Origin of the sequence: Rossellomorea orangium (genome assembly GCF_019334305.1) — a bacterium.
GTDB lineage: Bacteria > Bacillota > Bacilli > Bacillales > Bacillaceae_B > Rossellomorea.
This window is the reverse complement of the sequence record NZ_JAHWGH010000017.1, coordinates 128,347-150,474: the sequence shown is the minus strand read 5'-3', so window position 1 is coordinate 150,474 and position 22,128 is coordinate 128,347. Positions and strand designations below refer to the sequence as shown.

26 protein-coding genes are annotated in these 22,128 nt (G+C 41.5%); 22 read left to right on the top strand and 4 right to left on the bottom strand.

The genetic code is table 11. The features are described from left to right. The first annotated feature begins 61 nt into the window (after window positions 1–61). The 5 genes from KYJ26_RS15450 to mntR all read left to right on the top strand — a co-directional run bounded on the left by KYJ26_RS15450 (window position 62) and on the right by mntR (window position 4,438). Window positions 62–997, top strand: a complete 936-nt coding sequence (locus KYJ26_RS15450; protein WP_219168278.1) for a metal ABC transporter solute-binding protein, Zn/Mn family — start codon at window positions 62–64, stop codon at window positions 995–997. Between the two features lie 18 nt (window positions 998–1,015). Then, window positions 1,016–1,762, top strand: coding sequence for a metal ABC transporter ATP-binding protein (locus KYJ26_RS15445; RefSeq protein WP_219168277.1), 747 nt, complete (start codon window positions 1,016–1,018; stop codon window positions 1,760–1,762). A 12-nt stretch (window positions 1,763–1,774) separates the two neighbouring features. Further along, complete coding sequence (locus KYJ26_RS15440; RefSeq protein WP_257475075.1) at window positions 1,775–3,070, top strand: metal ABC transporter permease; 1,296 nt, start codon at window positions 1,775–1,777, stop codon at window positions 3,068–3,070. Next, complete coding sequence (locus KYJ26_RS15435) at window positions 3,067–3,942, top strand: metal ABC transporter permease (RefSeq protein WP_219168276.1); 876 nt, start codon at window positions 3,067–3,069, stop codon at window positions 3,940–3,942. The genes KYJ26_RS15440 and KYJ26_RS15435 overlap by 4 nt, the downstream gene beginning before the upstream one ends. Before the next feature lie 79 nt (window positions 3,943–4,021). Then, a complete protein-coding gene (gene mntR / locus KYJ26_RS15430; protein WP_219168275.1) occupies window positions 4,022–4,438 on the top strand; it encodes a transcriptional regulator MntR in 417 nt (138 codons plus the stop codon). 82 nt (window positions 4,439–4,520) lie between these two features. On the opposite strand, the gene KYJ26_RS15425 is transcribed toward mntR, so the two are convergent. Then, the gene (locus KYJ26_RS15425) at window positions 4,521–4,739 is read right to left on the bottom strand and encodes a DUF3892 domain-containing protein (protein WP_219168274.1); all 219 of its coding nucleotides are present in this window, start codon (window positions 4,737–4,739) and stop codon (window positions 4,521–4,523) included. 207 nt (window positions 4,740–4,946) lie between these two features. Here KYJ26_RS15425 and KYJ26_RS15420 point away from each other — a divergent pair, with 207 nt between their 5' ends. Further along, window positions 4,947–5,621, top strand: a complete 675-nt coding sequence (locus KYJ26_RS15420) for a class I SAM-dependent methyltransferase (protein WP_219168273.1) — start codon at window positions 4,947–4,949, stop codon at window positions 5,619–5,621. Between the two features lie 272 nt (window positions 5,622–5,893). Here KYJ26_RS15420 and KYJ26_RS15415 read toward each other — a convergent pair whose 3' ends face one another. Next, window positions 5,894–6,217 (bottom strand): hypothetical protein, encoded by a 324-nt coding sequence (locus KYJ26_RS15415; protein WP_219168272.1) that lies wholly within the window; start codon window positions 6,215–6,217, stop codon window positions 5,894–5,896. Between the two features lie 199 nt (window positions 6,218–6,416). On the opposite strand from KYJ26_RS15415, the gene KYJ26_RS15410 reads away from it, so the two are divergent. From KYJ26_RS15410 to KYJ26_RS15350, 13 genes are all read left to right on the top strand, one after another. Continuing rightward, complete coding sequence (locus tag KYJ26_RS15410; protein ID WP_308807569.1) at window positions 6,417–8,108, top strand: formate--tetrahydrofolate ligase; 1,692 nt, start codon at window positions 6,417–6,419, stop codon at window positions 8,106–8,108. 28 nt (window positions 8,109–8,136) lie between these two features. Beyond that, entirely contained in the window at window positions 8,137–8,634 is a 498-nt protein-coding gene (locus KYJ26_RS15405) for a hypothetical protein (RefSeq protein ID WP_219168271.1), read from the top strand. Between the two features lie 45 nt (window positions 8,635–8,679). Then, entirely contained in the window at window positions 8,680–9,528 is an 849-nt protein-coding gene (locus tag KYJ26_RS15400; protein WP_257475074.1) for a DegV family protein, read from the top strand. A 98-nt stretch (window positions 9,529–9,626) separates the two neighbouring features. Continuing rightward, complete coding sequence (locus tag KYJ26_RS15395; protein ID WP_219168270.1) at window positions 9,627–10,271, top strand: HD domain-containing protein; 645 nt, start codon at window positions 9,627–9,629, stop codon at window positions 10,269–10,271. After that, window positions 10,268–12,154: an ABC-F family ATP-binding cassette domain-containing protein gene (locus tag KYJ26_RS15390; protein WP_219168269.1), complete on the top strand. Its 1,887-nt coding sequence runs from the start codon at window positions 10,268–10,270 to the stop codon at window positions 12,152–12,154. Before KYJ26_RS15395 ends, KYJ26_RS15390 begins: the two co-directional genes overlap by 4 nt. A gap of 78 nt (window positions 12,155–12,232) precedes the next feature. Beyond that, window positions 12,233–13,360: a conserved virulence factor C family protein gene (locus KYJ26_RS15385; RefSeq protein ID WP_219168268.1), complete on the top strand. Its 1,128-nt coding sequence runs from the start codon at window positions 12,233–12,235 to the stop codon at window positions 13,358–13,360. 21 nt (window positions 13,361–13,381) lie between these two features. Further along, entirely contained in the window at window positions 13,382–13,816 is a 435-nt protein-coding gene (locus KYJ26_RS15380; RefSeq protein ID WP_219168267.1) for a BrxA/BrxB family bacilliredoxin, read from the top strand. Window positions 13,817–13,914: 98 nt separating this feature from the next. After that, window positions 13,915–14,691 (top strand): class I SAM-dependent methyltransferase, encoded by a 777-nt coding sequence (locus KYJ26_RS15375; protein ID WP_219168266.1) that lies wholly within the window; start codon window positions 13,915–13,917, stop codon window positions 14,689–14,691. Between the two features lie 275 nt (window positions 14,692–14,966). Continuing rightward, the gene (locus tag KYJ26_RS15370) at window positions 14,967–15,557 is read left to right on the top strand and encodes a YpjP family protein (RefSeq protein WP_219168265.1); all 591 of its coding nucleotides are present in this window, start codon (window positions 14,967–14,969) and stop codon (window positions 15,555–15,557) included. 159 nt (window positions 15,558–15,716) lie between these two features. Then, a complete protein-coding gene (locus KYJ26_RS15365; RefSeq protein WP_219168264.1) occupies window positions 15,717–16,406 on the top strand; it encodes an anthrax toxin lethal factor-related metalloendopeptidase in 690 nt (229 codons plus the stop codon). A 22-nt stretch (window positions 16,407–16,428) separates the two neighbouring features. Further along, window positions 16,429–17,223, top strand: coding sequence for a thymidylate synthase (locus KYJ26_RS15360; protein ID WP_219168263.1), 795 nt, complete (start codon window positions 16,429–16,431; stop codon window positions 17,221–17,223). After that, on the top strand, window positions 17,220–17,705 hold the full coding sequence (locus KYJ26_RS15355) for a dihydrofolate reductase (RefSeq protein WP_219168262.1): 486 nt from the start codon (window positions 17,220–17,222) through the stop codon (window positions 17,703–17,705). Before KYJ26_RS15360 ends, KYJ26_RS15355 begins: the two co-directional genes overlap by 4 nt. A 118-nt stretch (window positions 17,706–17,823) precedes the next feature. Continuing rightward, window positions 17,824–18,546: a lysophospholipid acyltransferase family protein gene (locus tag KYJ26_RS15350; RefSeq protein ID WP_257475101.1), complete on the top strand. Its 723-nt coding sequence runs from the start codon at window positions 17,824–17,826 to the stop codon at window positions 18,544–18,546. A 50-nt stretch (window positions 18,547–18,596) separates the two neighbouring features. Here the strand turns inward: KYJ26_RS15350 and trhA are convergent, their stop codons facing one another. Continuing rightward, entirely contained in the window at window positions 18,597–19,235 is a 639-nt protein-coding gene (trhA, locus tag KYJ26_RS15345) for a PAQR family membrane homeostasis protein TrhA (protein WP_219168260.1), read from the bottom strand. 184 nt (window positions 19,236–19,419) lie between these two features. On the opposite strand from trhA, the gene KYJ26_RS15340 reads away from it, so the two are divergent. The 3 genes from KYJ26_RS15340 (at window position 19,420) to KYJ26_RS15330 (ending at window position 21,461) form a co-directional block, all read left to right on the top strand. Beyond that, window positions 19,420–20,082, top strand: a complete 663-nt coding sequence (locus KYJ26_RS15340; RefSeq protein ID WP_219168259.1) for an SOS response-associated peptidase — start codon at window positions 19,420–19,422, stop codon at window positions 20,080–20,082. A 94-nt stretch (window positions 20,083–20,176) separates the two neighbouring features. Beyond that, window positions 20,177–20,428, top strand: a complete 252-nt coding sequence (locus KYJ26_RS15335; RefSeq protein WP_219168258.1) for a DUF2535 family protein — start codon at window positions 20,177–20,179, stop codon at window positions 20,426–20,428. A 190-nt stretch (window positions 20,429–20,618) separates the two neighbouring features. After that, window positions 20,619–21,461, top strand: a complete 843-nt coding sequence (locus KYJ26_RS15330) for a DegV family protein (RefSeq protein ID WP_219168257.1) — start codon at window positions 20,619–20,621, stop codon at window positions 21,459–21,461. 79 nt (window positions 21,462–21,540) lie between these two features. Here KYJ26_RS15330 and KYJ26_RS15325 read toward each other — a convergent pair whose 3' ends face one another. Further along, window positions 21,541–22,026, bottom strand: coding sequence for a PCYCGC motif-containing (lipo)protein (locus KYJ26_RS15325; RefSeq protein ID WP_219168256.1), 486 nt, complete (start codon window positions 22,024–22,026; stop codon window positions 21,541–21,543). Window positions 22,027–22,128: the final 102 nt, after the last annotated feature.

Here is a 22,128-nt window from a genome sequence, read left to right as displayed (position 1 = left end):
TCAAGAATAAGGTAGATGTATTAGAAAACAAAAAACTTATGGGTTAGAGAGGAGATTAAACATGAAAATAAGATTAATGGCTCTTACCGGGATGATCATTATTTTAGCGACAGGCCTCATCCTATCAGGCTGTGGAGCAACCACCTCGGGTACTAAAAACGATAAAATAGTCGTTACGACAACAATTGGGCAAATAGGGGATGCGGTTAAAAATATTGGAGGAGAACATGTAAAGGTTCAAAGTTTAATGGGACCCGGGGTGGATCCTCACCTATACAAAGCTAAACAGTCGGATATTGGTAAGCTTCAGGAAGCAGATATTATTTTCTACAGCGGTCTCCATTTAGAAGGGAAAATGCTTGAGATATTTGAAAAAATGAATAAAGAAAAACCAACTTATGCCATCGCTGATAGCATACCTAAAGATAAACTGCGTAAAGATCAGGCAGATAATACGGCAACTGACCCACATGTGTGGTTCGATATTGATTTATGGAAAATTGCATTAGAGCAAGTGCGGGACGGATTGATCGAGAAAGATCCTGAAAACAAAGAAGACTACATTCGAAATACTGAAACGTACTTTGCGGAATTAGATGAACTGAAAGCATATGCTACGGAAGAAATGTCAAAGATTCCAGAAGAACAAAGAGTTCTTGTAACAGCTCACGATGCATTTAATTACTTCGGAGCAAAATACGATCTTCAAGTTATGGGATTACAAGGTCTGAGTACAGATGCTGAATATGGTTTAGCAGACGTGCAGTCTCTTGTAAATACATTGGTAGACAGAAACATTAAAGCTGTGTTTGTAGAATCAAGTATCTCTGAAAAATCGATCAAAGCCGTTATAGCAGGGGCAGAGGATAAAGGTCATGAAGTTGAAAAAGGCGGGGAATTATTCTCAGATGCTATGGGGAAAGAAGGAACAGAAGAAGGAACGTACATTGGTATGTATAAGCATAACGTTGATACGATTGTAAAGGGACTAAAGTAAGTCTTAGGAGGCGATACCATGAATTCAGTTGATATTAAGGGGCTAACCGTTGCGTATCATAGAAAACCGGTTTTGATGGACGTAGAGTTTTCTGTTCCAAAGGGTAAGTTAATCGGAATTGTCGGTCCTAATGGTGCAGGGAAATCGACATTAATTAAAGCCATTCTGGGGTTGATTCCCCGCTCGTCCGGTGATATCAAGATCTTTGAAAAAGCCTATTCTCCTAAAAGCAAAGTAGTTGGGTACGTTCCCCAGCGTGGATCTGTAGATTGGGATTTCCCTACAAATGCATTGGATGTCGTATTAATGGGAAGATATGGTCATTTAGGATGGTTCAAGAGACCATCAAAAAAAGATGTTCAATTTGCAATGGAGTGTCTCGATAAGGTAGGAATGACACAATTTGCATCAAGACAAATCAGTCAGCTATCAGGAGGGCAGCAGCAAAGGGTTTTTCTTGCGAGGGCACTGGCTCAGGAAGCGGAAGTGTATTTCATGGATGAACCATTTGTAGGAGTGGACGCTGCAACGGAAAAAGCAATCATTTCGTTATTGAATGAATTAAAGGAACAAGGAAAGACTGTACTGGTTGTTCATCATGATTTACAAACTGTTACAGAGTATTTCGATTGGACGCTGTTACTGAATAGAAAAACGATAGCCTATGGTCCAACAAAAGATAAGTTTAGTGTAGAGAATTTACAACTAACCTATGGAGGGAAACTATCTTTCCTGGAAAAGGATAAAATGCTGATTCATCCATAGAAAGAGGTGAAAATGATGAATCATTTATGGCAATCGATTTTAACGGACGGAAATACACAATGGGTATTATTGAGTACATTGTTACTGGGAATTGCGAGCGGAGTTTTAGGTAGTTTTGCTTTACTAAGGAAACAAAGCTTAATAGGGGATGCGGTCGCCCATGCAGCATTGCCGGGAATCTGTTTTGCATTTATGTTCATGGGGGAGAAAAATTTCTTTGTACTATTGATTGGTGCTGCCGCCACGGGTCTTCTTGCAGCTTACACGATACAACTCATTACAAACACAACGAGAATCAAGGAAGACACGGCTATTTGCTTAGTATTATCTGTATTCTTTGGATTAGGGATCGTCCTTTTAACAAAAGTTGCTCAAATGCCTACTGGTAACCAAAGCGGTTTGGATGATTTCATCTTTGGGCAGGCAGCTTCCCTTGTGGGGAGAGATGTTCAGCTTATGGGGTTAACGGCAACGGCTTTAATCATTATTACGTCCCTTTTATTCAAAGAATTTAAGGTAAGTACCTTTGATCCTCAATTCGCGAGGGGAATCGGGCTTCCTGTAGGTTTCTTGAATTTTCTTTTTGTTTCCTTATTAGTTATTACGGTTGTCATCGGAATTCAGGCAGTGGGTGTCATCCTGATGGCGGCTATGCTGATCACTCCTGCCATATCAGCAAGATACTGGACGAATTCATTGTCGACAATGGTCTTTATTTCCGGAATTGTCGGAGGCTTATCTGGGGCAGTCGGAACGCTGATCAGTACTCTTGGTAAAGGTTTATCTACCGGCCCATTCATTGTCTTGACGGCTACAGTTATTTTCATCACATCCATACTGTTCTCTCCGAAGCGCGGATTAATATCGATTATATTGAAAAGAGTGAAGAATGATGATCGATTGGCTATGCGTTTTCTACTGAAAAAGATGTATGAATACGGTAAGCAAACGATAGATGTAGATCATTTATTTCAACAAAGCAATATTTCTAACTTAAGATTTAATCGGGTATTGAAGCATTTAATGAAACAAGGTTACCTGAATGAAAAGGATGGAATAGTGACGATTACAAAATCAGGGCAAATGAAAGCAGAGCAATTCAGCTTTTTTGATGAAATCATGGAACTGAAAGAAATGTACCCGAGTGAGTTGGGATCACTTGATATCCAGTGGATTGAAAAGGAAGAAAAAGAGGCATTATCAAGAGAACAACTCACAAAGCTGCAAATGAAAATGTCCGATATTTATAGGCAATATCCTTTCTTAAACGTAAAGATGTCAAGGAGAAGAGGAGGGGCAAGAATATGAGTTATGAATTATGGATTCTTCTGACTGGTAGTTTAGTAGGTTTATCCTGTGGAATCGTAGGATGCTTCTTAATCCTGAGAAAGATGTCTATGTTAGCAGATGCAATCAGCCATACCGTGCTCCTAGGATTGGTTATGGCCTTCATTGTCAGCCAAAGTATGAATGGATTTTATATGTTGATCGGTGCAGCAGTGGCTGGATTGTTGACTACCTTTATGGTTCAGTTATTGAATTCCAGCGGTATCCAGGAGGATGCTGCAATAGGTGTAGTGTTTACTTCCCTGTTCGCTGTAGGGGTCATCCTCATTTCATTGTTTGCTAAGAATGTTCATTTGGATGTGGAGCATGCCTTAATGGGTGAAATTGCATTCGTCCCTTGGAATACCTTGTCATTGCCAATACTTGGGGACATTCCTAAATCAGTTGTAATGCTGGGATCTGTGTTGCTATTGGATATTCTCATCATTTTCCTTCTGTTTAAAGAGTTTAAATTAACTTCTTTTGATCCAAGTATGGCAGCGGCTATCGGTATCCCGGTACTTGCGGTTCATTATATATTAATGGGTCTGGTATCCGTTACGACCGTATCGGCATTTGATAGTGTAGGTGCGATTCTCGTGGTAGCGATGCTCATTGCCCCTGGAGCTACTGCATATTTACTTACTGACCGTTATAAAGTAATGCTTCTTTTAAGCGGGGGCATTGGAGTCTTTGATAGCATCATCGGATATTACGGGGCAAAGATGTTCGATGTGTCCATTTCAGGTGCAATGGCAGTGGCCGCCGGACTTGTTTTTTTCATCGTATGGATGTTATCGCCAAAATACGGGTTGATTTCCAGGTTCCTGAATACACGATTGATGGAGGAGTAATTTAAAGTGCTTGGGTTGTATTCATTCTGTAGTTATAGTAAACTTTTAATGATATTTATGGGAATTTGGAGGGTACAGAATGCCTACACCAAGTATGGAAGATTATATAGAACAGATTTATATGTTAATTGAGAACAAAGGTTATGCCAGAGTATCGGATATTGCAGAAGCTTTATCTGTCCACCCCTCCTCAGTTACCAAAATGGTGCAGAAGTTAGATAAAGATGATTACCTCATTTATGAGAAATACCGGGGACTGGTTCTGACTCCAAAAGGAAGCAAAGTGGGAAAACGTTTAGTATACAGACATGAACTATTGGAACAATTCCTTCGTGTAATTGGAGTAAAAGAAGAGCATATTTATGAAGATGTTGAAGGGATCGAACACCACTTGAGTTGGGATTCTATTGACCGCATCGGAGATCTTGTCCAATTTTTTGAAGAAGAAGAAAACCGGTTAGCAGACCTGCGTACAATCCAAAACAGAAGTGAGTAGCGTACATGTTCACTACCTGATATCTCCAGAGACATGCTAAAGGCCTTTCACATGTGAAAGGCCTTTTTTTGATGAAGAAGGATTAAAAAATGGTGGGGTAGTCATTAAAACTACCGTCATCAACTGACATACTTGTCAATTCCGCTTCACCCCATTCATTTTCATGGAGTGTAACGCCGTGCAGTAACCCTTCAGAAGCTTCCAATACTGCTTTTCGATAGGAAATGATCCTGCCGGAAGTAGTTTGGAAACTGATTATGTCCCCATGAAAGTTTCGTTGGACCTTTGTAATTCCATCCATAAGATATCACCCTTCACATTCTGTATATAGAGTTAGTATGAACAAATCAGAAGAAAAGCATAAGCTGTATCTTGCAGAACCAAATGAGGTTTACATAATAATATTATCTATCACATTGAAAATCACAAAAAATCTTGATAAAAAGAAGGACTCAGCAGGATGTAATGAGAATATAGAACAGTATAGAAAAAATGTTGAGGTGTACATATGAAAAGTTCAGAATGGCATGCTAGTGCCAAGACCAGATGGGAAGATAATGCTGATCAATGGCATTCAAAGAGTGTAGACATGTGGACAGAAGGAAGCAGAAAAGCTGTCATCCCCTTTTTCCATAAGCATACTTGTGATGTTCAAACGGTTGCGGATTTAGGTTGTGGGGACGGATATGGTTCCTTTCTTCTTTATGAAAAAGGGTACGTAGTGACAGGGATGGATTTCTCGATAAACATGATTGAAATTGCGAGTAAACAGGCAAGGGAAAACCTGTCATTCGTACAAGGAGATTTGCGTTCACTTCCATTTCAGGATGGGCAATTTGATGCGGTGATGGCGATTAATTCAGTAGAATGGACGGAGAATCCTTTGCATACACTGAATGAGATTGAACGGGTGGTTTCCAATGATGGTTATATCTGTATTGGCATCTTGGGTCCCACAGCTCACCCGAGGGAAAATGCATATCCCCGTCTCCATGGTGAAGAAGTGATTTGTAATACGATGATGCCATGGGAATTGGAGAAACTGGCACATGACAAAGGGTGGAAGAAAATAAGTGAAGACTGGATCTACAAGAAAATGGTGAAACCTTCATTGGCAGATACTCTTTCAAATGAATTGAAGCAGGCATTGACATTTACAACATTGTTTATGTTTCAAAAATAAGGTTAAGATCGATCCAAATTAGTTTGGATCGATTATTTTTTTATTATTTATTCAATTCATGAGCCATCTCCGTTTTAATAAGGTCAAATTGTTTGGGATGATTTTAATTCTCTTTGCTTCAAGGAAGTGTGTAGATAGTTGATGGTATATAAAGGAGTGGAGGTAAAAGCGAAAAATAAGATAAATAGACACGTTGAGATAGTAATGCTGGATCGCAGGAGGCTACTGACGCAATGCCGATTCCGAAAAAGATGTGAGTAGATGTTTCCATCTCACATCCCCCTTTCCAATGAATACTCATTCTTACGATCATGCTGAAGGATATCATCTATGATGAAAGTGTGAGTGTGCTCATAATAGGGAGAATATACTTTGCTGGACAATGAATTTCTGATATTTTTATCGTATAAACAACGCCATAAGTTCTCCAGGAAGTCATTATGTGTTTGAATAGCAGGGTAGGCTTCTCCATATAAGTCACAGATGTACACGCGATTCCCTTGTTTTCTAAACGTATCAGCAAGGGTTTCGGCTGTTTGGATATGTCCTTCTCCAAAATGTGCAGTCAATATGAGAATGGGCTTCTCGTGTCTCAATTGTATTCCCCCAATCAAAGGCAAAATAGTGGTGAGATTAGAGCAGAAGAATTAGTGTAAAATAAAGAAACACTATACTATTAGATTACAAACAGATTGTAAAGAGTGTTTGTGGTTAAACATGCTTTTTTGTAAAAATTAACTAGCTGCGCCGGGTATTCCGATAACGCTAAATATAAGAATCAGAGGGTGAAAGAACGTGACAACCACGAAGAAAAAAGTGAAAACAGATATCGAGATAGCTCAAGGATCCACGATCAAGCCCATCCTGGACATCGCAAAGAAAGTTGGGCTTGGAGAAGATGACATTGAGCTTTATGGCAAATACAAAGGGAAAATTTCCTTTGAAGCGATACATAAGCTGAAAGACCATTCCGAAGGAAAATTAATCCTTGTCACATCAATCAATCCAACGCCTGCGGGTGAAGGGAAGTCTACGGTGACAGTGGGGCTGGGGGATGCGCTAAACCAACTAAATAAGAATACCATCATTGCCATGAGGGAACCTTCCCTGGGCCCGACAATGGGGATCAAAGGCGGCGCAACAGGTGGTGGTTATTCACAAGTGCTTCCAATGGAGGATATTAACCTGCACTTCACTGGGGACATACATGCCATTTCCACAGCAAACAATGCACTGGCTGCGTTAGTGGACAATCATATTCATCAAGGAAATGAATTGAACATCGATCAAAGAAGAGTGGTTTGGAAACGGGCCGTCGATATGAATGATCGTGCTCTTCGTCAAATCATTATTGGATTGGGCGGCCCTGTTCAAGGGGTTCCAAGGGAAGACGGATTTGATATCTCTGTAGCGTCTGAGATAATGGCCGTACTGTGTTTATCGGAGAGTCTCGGAGAATTAAGAAGAAGACTGGGTCAGATGGTGGTTGCCTATAACACTTCAAAACAACCTATATCCGTGGAGGACCTTGGAGTCGAAGGCGCATTAACATTATTGTTGAAGGATGCATTGAAGCCCAATCTCGTACAGACGATCGAGCATTCGCCTGCCCTTATTCACGGGGGACCTTTTGCAAATATTGCCCACGGATGCAACAGCATCATCGCTACGAAGACTGCTATGAAGTTGGCCGATTATGTAGTGACTGAATCAGGGTTCGGTGCAGACTTGGGAGCGGAAAAATTCCTGAACATCAAATCCAGGGCTGCAGACATAGCTCCTGATGCCATTGTTCTTGTTGCGACCATCCGCGCTTTGAAAATGCACGGGGGGCAACCTAAAGGAGAACTTCAATCAGAAGATTTAGAAGCTCTCCAAAAAGGTTTATCTAATTTACAAAAGCATATGGAAACTTTGACACATTTCAATGTTCCGTTTGTCGTTGCTGTCAACCGGTTTGTGACAGACAGCGAGTTGGAAATCGACACCCTGATCAACTGGTGTGAAAACCAGGAAGTTGAGGTTTCACTGACCGATGTCTGGGCTAAAGGTGGTGAGGGTGGAATCGATTTAGCACAGAAGGTATTACATGAAATAGAAAGAAATAAGGGTGAGTTCACCCCCCTTTATGAGCTGTCTGATTCTCTTCAATCTAAAATTGATACCATTGCGAAAAAGGTATATGGTGCTAGCGGTGTAGACTATTCCGTCAAAGCGAAAAAGCAGCTGGAAGAGTTTGAAGGCCACGGCTGGGGCGTACTTCCTATCTGTATGGCCAAAACCCAGTATTCCCTTTCTGATGATCCGGCAAAAGTTGGACGACCTGAGGGTTTCACCATTACGATACGGGAACTGAAGCCGAAAATCGGAGCAGGATTCATCGTGGCACTGACAGGGGAAGTGATGACAATGCCGGGGCTGCCAAAGAAACCGGCAGCCTATGGAATGGATGTAGATGATGAAGGACGGGCAATCGGTCTATTCTAACGATAGGTAAGAGAAAGGAGAGGAAAATATGTTTGACCCGACAGCTTTTGATAACTTAAAGGTAGTGTTTGAAGGGGCAGTATATGATCTTGATCTGACAGGTGAAGTTCAAATAGTGGATCGCAAGGATTTGTTTGATTTCGCACGATATGAACGATGCTATCAGATCCACTATTCCTTACCATTTAAGAAATCATGTGTTATAGAGTTTCATTTGAGGGCTGATATGGGACATTTTCTTGCAGAAAGGCATCAGATGACAAAAAAGAACACAGCAGGTGCGGATATCCAAGTCGTTTACAAAGGTGAGGAGATAATTCATCATAATCGACAGCACCTCATGGAAGTTTGGGGGAAAGACAAACATTGGGAATGGAAAGAAGTGACTTCCTCTAATACCCCCACTACATACGAGGGGGTATTAACCTTTGACCGGGTGATAACAGAGGAAATGGTCGATGATGTTCTACAGATGATATCATTCTCTGTTGACACGCTGAAACAGCTTGACCGAAAGGACTTCTAGAGGGGAAAAGAGTTCATATAAATATAGAAAAGGGGATTTTTAATAATGAGGATAGCCTGGGTAACGGATAGCACTGCTTATGTTCCTGACAGCGGAGAACATGACATCTTTGTGGTACCAATGAGCATCATCTTTGGGGAGAGGGAGTATCAGGACGGAATAGACCTGTCACCCGAGGACTTGTTTGCAAAACTAAGAGATTTGAAGGTGGAGGTTAAAACCTCACAGCCTTCGATCGGAACATTTAAGGAACTATATGAACAATTATCAGCGGACTATGATTATATCTTTTCCATCCATGTTTCATCCCATTTCAGCGGAACCTTCTCCTCTGCCCACCAGGCAGCGGAATTATTAAAGGGCACGATCCCAAATATTATTTGTATTGATTCGAAAATCCTCTCCAATCCTTTAACAGAATTGATTCATTTTGGTCAACGGTTACATAGGGAAGGAAAGGAACCGCATCAGATCCAGGAAGCCATTGAAGAAAGGATCACCACTTGTGAAACCTTCGTGATGGTGGGAAGTCTTGAACAGCTTCATAAAAGTGGGCGGATGGGCGGTCTCTCATTCTTCCTGGGAAGCGTACTGAAAGTAAAACCGATGCTTTCCATTGAAGATGGAAAACTTAACGTAAAAGACAAAGTAAGAAGCATAAAGAAAGGTCTTTCCAGTATGAGTCAACGTTTGGAGATGGCTCTTGCAGAGAAAGACGTTCGGAAAGTATCCGTATTACATGGGTTGAATCGTGAAGAGGCAACGGAGTGGATGGAAGAACTGCAAGCCAAGTATCCAGGAATTGAATTTGGTGCATACCCACTCGGGGCAGTGATTGGGGTACATGCTGGTGAAAACACGATAGGGATAAGCTGGCTCGCGGAAAACGAATGATCTGAATTGAAAAAGGAGTGATGTGAAGAATCAGGCATCCACTCCTTTTTATTCTGATTATAATACATCTTTGGTACAATGGAAGAAAGGGTGGAAATATGGATCGAAAAGAGCTGGACCTTATAATAGAATATTTAAAACATGAGTACCTTGGTGAGGCAACGGGACATGATTGGTACCATTTGGATCGAGTGAGGAAACAGGCACTAAGAATTGCCAGGGAAGAGCAGGTTTCCTGTACATATATCATTGAACTGGCATCATTGCTTCACGATGTGCCTGACGAGAAATTCGTAGAAGAAATGGAAGGTAAGAAAAAGCTCGATCATATCCTATCACGCCTATCACTTACTGAAAGCGAGAAATCACAACTGAAATCGATTATTTATTCCATCTCATATAAAGGTGGCCATGAAGCCGAGCTGACTTCCATAGAAGCAAAAATTGTAAGGGATGCTGATCGCCTGGATGCACTTGGTGCCATAGGTATCGCCAGAACTTTTGCATATGGAGGCAGAAAAGGAAGATCAATCTATAATCCTGATGTCGAGGAAAGAACGAACATGAGCATCGAAGAATACAGAAATGGGGATAGTTCGAGCATCCATCATTTTTATGAAAAATTATTGAAGTTGAAAGACTTGATGTGCACAGAAACAGGGAAGGCATTGGCTGAAGAACGCCATGATTTCTTGCTGCGGTTTCTGGAGCAATTTAATAGAGAATGGACTGGTCAAGAATGAGAATGTTTACAGCTGAGAATCTTTCTAAAACCTATGGAGAGAAAACTCTGTTCAAAGATATATCGTTTTCTATTACAGAAAAGGAAAGAGTCGGACTGATCGGGGTGAACGGTACGGGTAAATCGAGTTTATTGAAACTGATTGCCGGCATGGAAGAATATGATACCGGGGAACTTACAATGCCTAACGACTACCATATTTCTTACCTTCAACAGGAACCTGCCTTTGACGGTGAATTAACCGTGCTGCAGCAAGTTTTCCGGGGTGAAGCCAAGGTCATTGGAGCTATGAGGAACTATGAAATGGCGCTTATGGATATGGAGAAAAATCCCGAAAATCCCAGGGTGCAAGAAGGATTATTCGAAGCCCAGAAACAAATGGATGTCCTTAACGCATGGGATGCAAGTGCAAATGCTAAAGCCATTTTAACCAAACTCGGCATTCATGATTTCGGTAAGAAAATGAAAGAATTATCCGGTGGCCAAAAGAAGAGAGTGGCACTTGCTGGTGTTCTCATAGAGACTCCTGATTTATTAATCTTGGACGAACCTACCAACCATCTGGATTATCAATCCATCAAATGGCTTGAGGACTATTTAGGTAAGTATAATGGATCTGTCATAGTCGTAACCCATGATCGTTATTTCCTTGATAAAGTCACGAATCGAATTTTCGAATTGGATGGAGGCCGTCTGTATTCCTATAAAGGGAATTACGCTTCATTCATCGAAGCCAAAGCCTCAAGGGAAGAGGCCGAGCGACAATTATCTGAAAAACAACAGAATCTATATCGAAGAGAGCTTGCCTGGATGAGAAGGGGAGCAAAAGCCCGCACCACTAAACAAAAGGCCCGTATCCAACGATTTGAACACCTGGAGGATACGATGACTTCCGGACCATCCAACGGGCAGGTTGAGATGTCGATCGGTGGTAATCGTTTAGGAAAACAGGTCTACGAGTTTAAGAGTGCAACAAAGCGGTTTGAAGACAAGCAGATTCTAAATAACTTCTCTTTTCTGATCAAGCCAAAAGACCGAATCGGGATAGTAGGGAAAAACGGAAGCGGGAAATCTACGTTCCTTAATATCCTTGCAGGCACCGATGAGCTTACAGATGGCGAGTTAGTAAAAGGGCAAACCGTTAAGATTGCCTACTATACTCAAAGTCATGAAGAACTTGATGAGAATATGCGTATGATTGAGTATATAAGGGAAGCAGGAGAGTATATTACAACGGATAAGGGAGAACAGATTTCCGTTACATCGATGCTAGAGAGGTTCCTGTTCCCCATGAGCTCTCATGGGACGTTGATTCGAAAGCTTTCCGGCGGAGAGAAAAGAAGGCTCTTTTTGCTGAAGCTTTTAATGTCAAAACCCAACGTACTTTTACTTGATGAACCTACGAACGATTTAGATACAGAAACCCTCACAGTTCTGGAAGATTATATCAATGAATTTTCCGGAGTAGTGATGACCGTTTCCCATGATCGATATTTTTTAGATAAAACGGCAGAACAATTGCTGGTTTTCAACGGGGAAGCGGAGATCGATTTATACTACGGAGAATACACGGAATATCTTGAAAAAAATGAACTGAAAAGTAAGAAGCAGGAAACAGAAAAGAAGGCGGAGTCCATACCTGTGAAAGAAGTGAAGGAAAAAGAGAAAAAACGACTTTCTTATATGGAGAAAAGAGAGTGGGATGAAATCGACGATAAGATGGCTGATATTGAACAAAGGATTGAAGAAGCAAATTCAGAGTTACAAAGTGTCGGCAGCAACTTCGAACGGGCACAAGAGTTGATGAACGAGAGTGAGAGGCTAAATGAGGAATTGGAAAAGCTCATTGAACGTTGGACGTATCTCTCTGAATTTGCCGAATAGGGCTCTTCATTTAAGGCATCAGACATACTGTGTTAGAATGAACAGTATATGAATTGTTAATTGAAAGGGGTAAAAAGCTTGAAGATATTATCGATTGAACCGACTCCAAGTCCTAATACGATGAAAGTTCTTCTTGATCAGGAGCTGAAGGCCGGGAAGAGCAATAATTATAAAAAAGATGAAGCTGAGGGAGCTCCTCCCGTCATTAAAGATATTCTATCCATTGACGGTATAAAGGGAGTCTACCATGTTGCGGATTTCTTAGCCGTTGAAAGAAACGCTAAATTTGATTGGCAAGAGCTTCTGCCAAAGGTAAGGGTAGCCTTCGGTGAAGATGCTGGAAAGCAGGAAAATGAATCTCCTATGGAAGAACATTTTGGTGAAGTGAATGTCAGCGTGCAAATGTTCAAAGGGGTCCCGATGCAAGTCAAAGTGACTGACGGGGAACAAGAGAAGCGCTTTTCACTTCCAGCCCCATTCCTTGAAGCAATCAAAGATGTACAAAAAGAGGGGGATAATGTTGTCCTTCTTCGGAAGTGGATGGATTATGGCATCAGGTATGGTGATTTAGATGAGATCGGTCATAATGTGACGGAAGAACTTGTTGCGGCGTACCCTTCAGAACGGCTGGCAGCATTAGTCAGTGAGGCACAGGAGACGACCGACTCAAAGGGACCGATCATTTATAAGAGAAAGCAAAAGGTGAGCGTGTCGGACTTTACAGCACCTGACTGGCAAACAAGGTATCAAAAGCTTGATTCCATGGAGGATCCGACTTTGGCTGACTTGCCTTTATTAGAGAAAGCACTTGAGGATGAGAAAGTCTCCATCCGCCGATTGGCTGTGGTGTACTTGGGAATGATAGAAGATGTAAAAGTCCTTCCCTTATTGTATAAGGGACTGCATGATAAGTCGGTAACTGTGAGAAGAACAGCTGGAGATTGTCTATCCGATTTAGGGTTTCCGGATGCCATTCCGGAAATGATTCAAGCCTTGAAAGATAAGAGTAAACTGGTTAGGTGGCGTGCGGCCATGTTCCTATACGAGGTCGGGGATGAATCTGCACTCACCGGATTAAAAGAGGCGGAAAATGATCCTGAATTTGAAGTGAAGCTTCAGGTTAAAATGGCGATTGAACGAATCGAAGGCGGCGAAGAAGCAAAAGGGTCTGTTTGGAAGCAAATGACCGAAGCACGCAACCAATAAAAAGGAAAGGAATGATGATGCATGTCTATGGCATATGAAGAATATATGAGACAGTTGGTTACGCCAATGAGGCAGGAACTGACACAAGCGGGCTTCAAGGAGCTTGGCACTGAAGAAGAAGTTACGAACTTTATGGAGAAAGCAGAAGGTACGACCCTGGTTGTCGTTAACTCTGTGTGTGGATGTGCAGCAGGACTTGCAAGACCAGCTGCAACTCAATCTGTCATGAATAATGATAAAACCCCGGATCATCTTGTCACGGTATTCGCCGGTCAGGATAAAGAAGCGACTGCCAAGATGAGGGAATATTTCGAGGGGTATGAGCCTTCTTCACCGTCCATGGCCGTACTTAAAGGAAACAAAGTCGCTCACTTCATTCCGAGGGAAGAAATCGAAGACCACGATATTTCCTCTATCATTTCGAATCTGGTAACTGCATTTAACGAACACTGCTAAATGAATCGTTTAATTAGGAGCGGGTGACTCTTTCGCCCGCTCCTTTATAGTGGTAGTGAAGGAAATGAAAAAATGTTTGATAAAAGGAGAATCACCAAGTGTTTGTCACGACTTGTGGAAGAGCAAATCAGATCGTCATAGAAAAAGCGCAGCAGGCAGCGGATACTCTTTCCATTCCTTATGTACCCAGGAAAAAAAGATCGATCCGCTATCATATGGAGAACACCGGCCAGGATTGCCTCGTCATCGGCAAAGAGCGGTTGGAGCTGCATACGAGGGAAGGGGATGTCGAACCATTCTTTTTTCACCCTAATTCAGCCTCCTTCCGAATCAAAAGGCTATTAAGGGGAGAGGTAGACCCCCTCGTTGAAGCGGCCGGATTGAAAGAAGGAATGAGCTTCCTGGACTGTACACTGGGTCTTGCTTCAGACAGTATCATCGCCAGTCATGTTGTAGGGCAATCGGGGAAAGTAACCGGCATTGAAGCCAATAAGTATATTTCTCATATACTTGTTCATGGGCTGAAGGAATGGATTTCTCCTCTTCAGGAACTGAATAGGGCGATGAATCGGATTGACGTCCTCAACGGACCATTTCAGGAAGAATTAAAGAAGATGCCAGATGACGCTTTCGATGTCGTGTATATGGATCCTATGTTCGAGGAGGCGTTGACCGACTCCCAAGGCATCAACCCCATCAGGCGATGGGCAAGTTATACTGGAGTGACAACAGAGGGGATTGAAGAAGCAAAGAGAGTGGCCAAAAGACGTGTAATATTGAAAGAACACTATCAGTCCCAACTTTTTGAAGAGATGGGGTTCGAAGTGTTGAAAAGACCCTCAGCCAAATTTCATTTTGGAGTAATCCGGTTATAAAGGACCTAATAAAATAGACAGGCATCAATGGCCTGTCTAATCTCATAAGTATTAATCAGTGAACCCTAGTACAATAAAATAACCTAACAGAAGTATGTATCCGATATTGATCATAATTCCAGTATCCATTTAGTTATCCTCCTTACAAAGTATTCTCATTAATATACTACCACAGAAAGATTTTTATATCCTACAAAAAAATGAAACCTTTTTCACTTTTTATTCGTAAGAAGTAGTATAATAATAGACGTAATACATAGGAAAGGACGTTATCTATGTCGATCTGGCTCAAAAAATCGTTTTTTGTACTACTATCCATTCTGACATTTGGACTTGTATCTCCTACACAACCATTTCTGAACGAAGAAAATCATGCCCTTGCGAAAAATAATGGCAAGCCTTCTTCCGTTGAAGCGACCCCCGAGGAAGCAAGGGAAGAAGAATCGGTCCTAACCCATGTTGAGTTCATAGAGACTATGCTTGATCAAGCTGAGAAAAATGCATATGAAAAGTTTGGAACAAAGATCAAGCCGATCATTGAAGATGAGTTCAGATCATTGATCCTTCCGAATATCGAAAGAGCGATAGCGGATACAGCAGCACAATTTCCAGAAGAAGACTTAACGTCACTTACCATATCAGAAGTACCTCAATATGCCAAAACCGAAAAGATCTTTCATATATATGACGAGCGCTCAGGTGAAGATGTCATTCGATTTCATGTAAGAAAAGATCATCCTCCAAAGGATGGTTATTATTTCAATTTTCACTATCATACAGTGCACGACAAATTCCTGGCACACCATGAACTGGGAAGCATTTATTGGGATAAAAATACCCCTCCTCAATGGATGAGCGTCTCCTGACCTATTCCAGAACAAAGCAAGTACGTGGTTGAACGTGCTTGTTTTTTTATGTCTCCGTGTGGATACTGGAAACAACCTTTCCTATAAACCCATCTATCATTATGGTAAAATAGTAATGAATATGACGAGGGATATTTATTACAGGAAGGGAGGATTATAGTGAAACGAACCTTCATCATCCTACTGATTCCAATCACTCTTCTGATTCTCTGGACCCACACACAAGCCGATTACAACGGTACCCTCCTAAAACAATCTCCTCTTAAAGCGTATATACATCTTCAATCAGGCAAGCAGTTGGAAAATATGATTCTCTTACCCGAATCAACCTATGATAAACAAGATGCGGTTGATATGATCAAGAGACTGGATCATATTCCGACACCGTTGTTAGATTCTGCAGAATCGAAAGACATTAAAATAAGGCTGTTCCAAAACAAATTAACCGATTTTTCTACGACAAGTCACTTGAAAGGAGTGACCCCCAGAGGGTACACTAATAAAAGTATTACGTGGGATGATGTCCCCGGAATAGGTGGTTCCAAGCTTGTATTGGTCAAGATTGGTCATAGTGAGAAGGGGCGGGGTCACAACTCATATAATTTGGAACTTCATGAGACTGCCCACAGTATAGACCGTTATGTCTTATCAGATCTATCCTATAAACTTGAATTCCTCCCCATATGGAAGAGGGAGGCACCACTTTTATTCCCGGATGAACCCTACTTCACCCAATACAAAGAAGAATATTTTGCAGAAACATTCGCTATGTATTACTTGAATGCTGAAACTAGGAATCTACTAAAGGAAAAAGCACCCGCAACATATCAATTTTTTAAAGAATTATAAACTTATAAAAGGTGTGGTCAAGGTGAAGCAGTATTTAGACTTGTGCAAACATGTACTGGAAAATGGTACTAAGAAGGAGGACCGGACGGGTACAGGTACAATCAGTACGTTCGGTTACCAGATGCGATTTGATTTGCAGGAGGGATTCCCTCTCGTTACAACGAAAAAATTGCATGTGAAATCGATCATCCATGAACTTCTCTGGTTCTTAAAAGGAGAAACGAATGTAGCATATCTCCAGGAAAACGGTGTACGCATATGGAATGAGTGGGCCGATGAAAAGGGGGAGCTTGGACCTGTATACGGACATCAATGGCGATCATGGTCCGGTGCGAATGGAGAAACCATCGACCAGATCTCAAATCTCATCGAAACGATCAAGCATAATCCGGATTCAAGACGAATGATCGTCAGCGCGTGGAATGTAGCTGATGTGGACCATATGGCTTTACCGCCTTGTCACTGTCTGTTTCAATTCTACGTTTCTGATGGGAAATTGTCCTGCCAGTTGTATCAGCGCTCTGCAGATGTGTTCCTTGGTGTTCCATTTAATATTGCTTCTTATGCTCTATTAACGATGATGGTGGCTCAGGCTTGTGATTTGGAAGCAGGTGAGTTCGTTCATACATTCGGAGACGTGCATATCTATCAGAATCATCTTGATCAAGTAAAGTTACAACTTTCAAGGGAGCCTAAAGCATTGCCTACCCTAACAATCAATCCTGAAGTGAAAGACATTTTCGGATTCAGCTTTGAAGACTTCAAGCTGGAAGGTTATGATGCACACCCTCACATCAAAGGAGTTGTGAGCGTATGATTTCATTTATATGGGCAATGGATCAGAATCAACTGATCGGTAAAGATAATGCGTTGCCATGGAGACTGCCCGAGGATCTGAAGTTCTTTAAACGGACGACAAATGGACATGGGATTGTAATGGGGAGAAAAACATTTGAGTCCATCGGTAAGCCCCTGCCAAATCGTGAAAATGTCATTCTGACGAGAAACACAAATTTCGTCCACGAGGGGTGTCAGGTTCTACATTCTGTAGAGGAAGTCATAAAGTGGTCAGATGAAAGAGATGGCGAAATCTTCATTATGGGTGGCAGGGAAATATATAAACAGTTCATTCCCCATGTAGATAAACTCTATGTCACTGAAATCCATCATGAATTTGAAGGGGATACAACCATGCCTCCCATCCCATGGAATGAATTCAATTGCATTTCTACGGAAAAAGGTATTAAAGATGACAAAAACCCTTACGATTATGAATTCAAAGTGTATAAAAGAAAATAGATGATAGTTTAAGATGAAGCTCATAACACTCAGCTTCATCTTTTTTTTATTTTCCAGGCCAAAGGGATTCCTGTATAATGAGAAAAGGAAAATTAAGGAGGATAAACAAGTGCTAAGAATGATTTATGTATTGATCTATATGGGAGTGTATCTTCTATATAGTATCCCTACACTTCAAAAGGTTAAAAAACTGGACAGTTCTATGCCAGTCAAGATACGGGATCAGATCATTCATGACCTGCCTAAAAGGTGGTCAAGGGGCATCATGAAACGAACGGGAAGCAACGTACAAATTAGTGGGCAGGAATCCATCCCCGAAGGTCCGGTCCTGTTCGTCGCCAATCATGCGGGAGACTTTGACGTTCCCGTCCTGTTAGGTTCCATTCCAAAACCATTTGGATTCATATCTAAGATGGAAGTGAAGAAACTGCCTATCATAAGTGACTGGATGATCATGATTTCATGCATTTTCATTGATCGTAAAAATCGCAGGCAGGCGGTCCAGTCAATCAAAGAAGGTGGAAAGATGTTAAGAGAAGGTCACTCACTTCTTATTTTTCCCGAGGGCACCCGTAATAAAGGAGGAGAGCTGAAGGAATTTAAGACCGGTGGGATCCGGATGGCAAAGGATGCCGGTGTTCCGATTATTCCTGTCGTCATTACTGGAACCGCGGATATGTTTGAGAATCAGCGTCGTGGCATTAAACCTTGTGACATATTTGTCGACATCCTTCCGTCACTGTCACCCCAGTATGTAGCAGATACAAAAGTGAAAGAGCTTTCCATGGAGGTTCAAGGAATTATTCAATCTTCATTGGACCAGATGAAGAATGCATCCTAATAGAAAGAGTCCAGCCTGTGGCTGGACTCTTTCTATTAGGAATATGACTTTTATACGTAGAACAGAATGCAGAAATACATAAAGCTGCTTCCTGCAAGGACAAATAGATGCCAGATCGCATGATTGTATGGGAGTTTATTCCATACATAGAAGATGGCACCAACAGAATACATGATGCCCCCCGTTAAGAGAAGTCCGAATCCCGCTCCAGTTAAACTTGCATATAACGGCTTAATGGCAATGATGACGAGCCAGCCCATTACCAGATAGAAGAGGGTGGATACCACCTGATAACGTTGAACGAAATAACACTTGAATACAATCCCCACAACGGCAAGGCCCCAAACAATTCCGAACAACGTCCATCCAAGCGCGCCTCTTACACTGACAAGCATAAAGGGTGTGTAAGTTCCTGCAATCAGGACATATATAGCAGAATGATCCAGTATCGCAAAAAGATTTTTCACCCTTGAAGGCTTAAAGCTATGTAAAAGGGTTGAAAATAGGTAAAGAAGAATCATGGAAGCCCCGAAAATGGAAAAACTCACAATATGCCAGGCTGATCCTTCATGAACGGCAAAGATGATAAGCATGACTAAAGCAGGAATGCTCAGGATCAATCCGATACCATGGGTAATGGCATTCGCAACTTCTTCTTTCCAATTGGAAAAATCGAAATCATATGTCAAAGAAGTTCATTCCTTTCTTAAATCAATTCATTGAATGGTAAACGAGCGATTTATATATCCATGATAATCTTCTTTTCACTATTGTGCAATCATTAACATAGTAAAGGGTTAAAGTATTACGTTTGGATTCAATGTTCAAATGATGTATATTCCTATGTAAAGAGACAATGAAGAGGTGGGAACAATGTGTGGCAGATTTTCCTTGACGACTCCTTTAGAAGAATTGGTGAAACAATACCTGATTGACGAATTTATTGAAGAGTGGCAGCCAAGATACAATATTGCCCCTTCGCAGAGGATCCTTTCCCTTATTTCCCATAAGGGGAGTCGGAGAGCAGGTGAAATAACGTGGGGGCTTGTTCCACATTGGGCGGACCGTTCTAAATGGAAACCATTGATTAATGCCCGGAGTGAAACGCTTCTTGACAAGCCCAGTTTTAAAACACTTGTTCATTCAAAAAGAATGGTGATCTTTGCAGATGGTTTTTATGAATGGAGAAAGGTTAAATCAAGTAAGGTTCCGGTGAGGTTCCAATTAAAGGGGGAAGAGCCTTTTGTGTTTGCCGGATTATGGGACCGCAACGGTGATGTCACCACATCCACTATCCTGACAACTGAAGCCAATCCCCTCGTAGGGAACGTTCATGCAAGGATGCCGGTCATGCTTACAAACAATGAAGCCATTGAGAAATGGCTAAATACAGAAGAATACTCCTTTAAAGAAGCTGCTTCTGTTTTAAAGTCCCTCCCTGATGACAGGATGAAGGGATATCAAGTTTCCGATATCGTGAATTCCCCTAAAAACGATCGTTCTGAATGCGTCGTCCCTGTGTCACCACAATTATGAAAAAATATTCGCACTTTTTCATGATTTGACAATTTATGCGAGGGTAAATAGGGTATAATAGAAGCATAAACGGGTGAAAAAGAGGATTGATACTTTGCTGACAAAAACCATCGAGTTCAAATCAAAGTATGGACGGAAGGTCAAAATCTCAGAAGTTCCTGTATTGAAGAAAGATAGCCCGCTCTACTTAAGGGTAAATCTTAGGCTGAATCAATTCATTACCATGGTCATCAACCAAAATGAGCCTAAGACCATCTTCAGCTTTAGAGAACATTTAAAGAGAACGACGAAATGGTCAGAGTACGAAGAAATATATCAATCAGAAGAGTTAAAGAATAATGCATAAGTTTTCCGAGGTTCTGATCCTTTTGCGCAAAGTTTGTGCAGGATCAGAACTTTTTATGTAAGGCAGGTTTGGAACGGACAATTTTCCCTGCCAATTGAGTTTGCATGGAAGTTAAATGCTGTCTATCTATTTAAATCGTTAGCGTTTAACGATATAATACTAATGATATGGGAGATAGGATGTGGCAAAATTGACCAAAATTAAGATAGTAACAGACTCGACAGTAGATTTAACAGATGAAGTTGTAAAAGAGCTTGATATTCATGTGGTTCCTCTGTCCATTTCAATCGACGGAGAAACCTACTTAGATAGAGTGGACCTTTCCCCTTTAAGCTTCATAGAAAAGATGAAGTCTTCCAAGGAACTTCCTAAAAGTTCTCAACCTCCTGCAGGATCATTTGTTGAACTTTATGATGAACTGGGAAAAGACGGTTCATCCGTTTTGTCTATACATATGACAGGAAATATGAGCGGAACCGTCCGTTCGGCAGAGTCAGCTGCAGACATGTCATCGTCAGATGTGACGGTTGTGGATTCCCGTTTTATTTCGAAAGGGCTGGCGTTTCAGGTGATCGAGGCGGCCAAGCTTGCGAAGGCAGGAAAGTCGATGCAACAAATCCTTGAAGCCATCGAAGAGATTCGGTCCAATACGAAACTGTTTGTTGTGGTTGATACCCTTGAAAACCTTGTGAAGGGTGGAAGGATCGGAAAAGGTCGCGCCATGATTGGTTCCCTGCTTAATATTAAACCGATTGCTTCCCTGGAAGGAGCGGAGTATACTCCCGTTGCGAAGGTCCGAAGCCATTCACAGGTAGTGAAGTATTTGACGGCACAGTTTGTTGAGGATGTCAAAGGCAAGACCATCCGGGGAGTCGGACTTGTCCATGCGGATGGACTTAATCTTGCACAAAGCCTGAAAGCCAAGATTATCGAAAAAACCGGATATGATCAAATCGACATCACTCCGACAACTCCGATCATCAGCACCCATACAGGCATTGGTGCTATTGGCTTTATGTATTACACAGATTAATGAAAAAAGACGAATGGATGCTATCCTTTCGTCTTTTTTGGTGTGACTAAAAAAAGACAACAGGAAAACCTGCTGTCAGTCAGGAAGGCATTGGCGTTGGGGTAGGCTTTGCGTATCCTTCTTTATACTGCTCATCAATAAAATTCCTGATTTCCTTGATGGATTCACCATTCTTATACTTTACAATGGATTCGGCTGCAATCTTTAGACAAAGTTCGCATCTCGTACCATGGTCATCCCAAACCACTTTTTCCCCCTCCATTTTATAGACGAAGCAATTAAGATTGCTTTCATGACCGGCTGAATCACCGCAGCCGCAATAACATGGAATGTACTCAAGGAGTTCGGGGTTTTTTGCTGCAGAAGAATAGATGAGTCTCATATTGTCATCCTTATCGTCAAGAAAAGACGGAAGGGTTTCGACAGAGGCAGTTTCTTCCCGAATATCCCCATTAGCCGCAGTATGATCATGATGGGCTTCTTCATTTTGATCATCCGAGCAACCGGCAATCATTCCAAGTAAACCGATTACAAGTATGGAATACAGTAAAATGTTTTTCGACATATCCATCACCTTTCCTTTTAATCTTAAACGTATTGTACCATTTTCATAAAGGATGGTTCGTACCAGTTCTTGTTGATTTTATGAATATTCTTGCGACCTCAT

Coding starts and splice junctions, on each gene's coding strand:
- KYJ26_RS15390 (WP_219168269.1), top strand. CDS start 10,268: ATGAGAATGTTTACAGCTGAGAATCTTTCTAAAACCTATGGAGAGAAA.
- KYJ26_RS15370 (WP_219168265.1), top strand. CDS start 14,967: ATGTCGATCTGGCTCAAAAAATCGTTTTTTGTACTACTATCCATTCTG.
- KYJ26_RS15420 (WP_219168273.1), top strand. CDS start 4,947: ATGAAAAGTTCAGAATGGCATGCTAGTGCCAAGACCAGATGGGAAGAT.
- KYJ26_RS15405 (WP_219168271.1), top strand. CDS start 8,137: ATGTTTGACCCGACAGCTTTTGATAACTTAAAGGTAGTGTTTGAAGGG.
- KYJ26_RS15450 (WP_219168278.1), top strand. CDS start 62: ATGAAAATAAGATTAATGGCTCTTACCGGGATGATCATTATTTTAGCG.
- KYJ26_RS15325 (WP_219168256.1), bottom strand. CDS start 22,026: ATGTCGAAAAACATTTTACTGTATTCCATACTTGTAATCGGTTTACTT.
- KYJ26_RS15350 (WP_257475101.1), top strand. CDS start 17,824: ATGATTTATGTATTGATCTATATGGGAGTGTATCTTCTATATAGTATC.
- KYJ26_RS15445 (WP_219168277.1), top strand. CDS start 1,016: ATGAATTCAGTTGATATTAAGGGGCTAACCGTTGCGTATCATAGAAAA.
- KYJ26_RS15425 (WP_219168274.1), bottom strand. CDS start 4,739: ATGGATGGAATTACAAAGGTCCAACGAAACTTTCATGGGGACATAATC.
- KYJ26_RS15395 (WP_219168270.1), top strand. CDS start 9,627: ATGGATCGAAAAGAGCTGGACCTTATAATAGAATATTTAAAACATGAG.
- KYJ26_RS15440 (WP_257475075.1), top strand. CDS start 1,775: ATGATGAATCATTTATGGCAATCGATTTTAACGGACGGAAATACACAA.
- KYJ26_RS15380 (WP_219168267.1), top strand. CDS start 13,382: ATGTCTATGGCATATGAAGAATATATGAGACAGTTGGTTACGCCAATG.
- KYJ26_RS15340 (WP_219168259.1), top strand. CDS start 19,420: ATGTGTGGCAGATTTTCCTTGACGACTCCTTTAGAAGAATTGGTGAAA.
- mntR (WP_219168275.1), top strand. CDS start 4,022: ATGCCTACACCAAGTATGGAAGATTATATAGAACAGATTTATATGTTA.
- KYJ26_RS15400 (WP_257475074.1), top strand. CDS start 8,680: ATGAGGATAGCCTGGGTAACGGATAGCACTGCTTATGTTCCTGACAGC.
- KYJ26_RS15355 (WP_219168262.1), top strand. CDS start 17,220: ATGATTTCATTTATATGGGCAATGGATCAGAATCAACTGATCGGTAAA.
- KYJ26_RS15435 (WP_219168276.1), top strand. CDS start 3,067: ATGAGTTATGAATTATGGATTCTTCTGACTGGTAGTTTAGTAGGTTTA.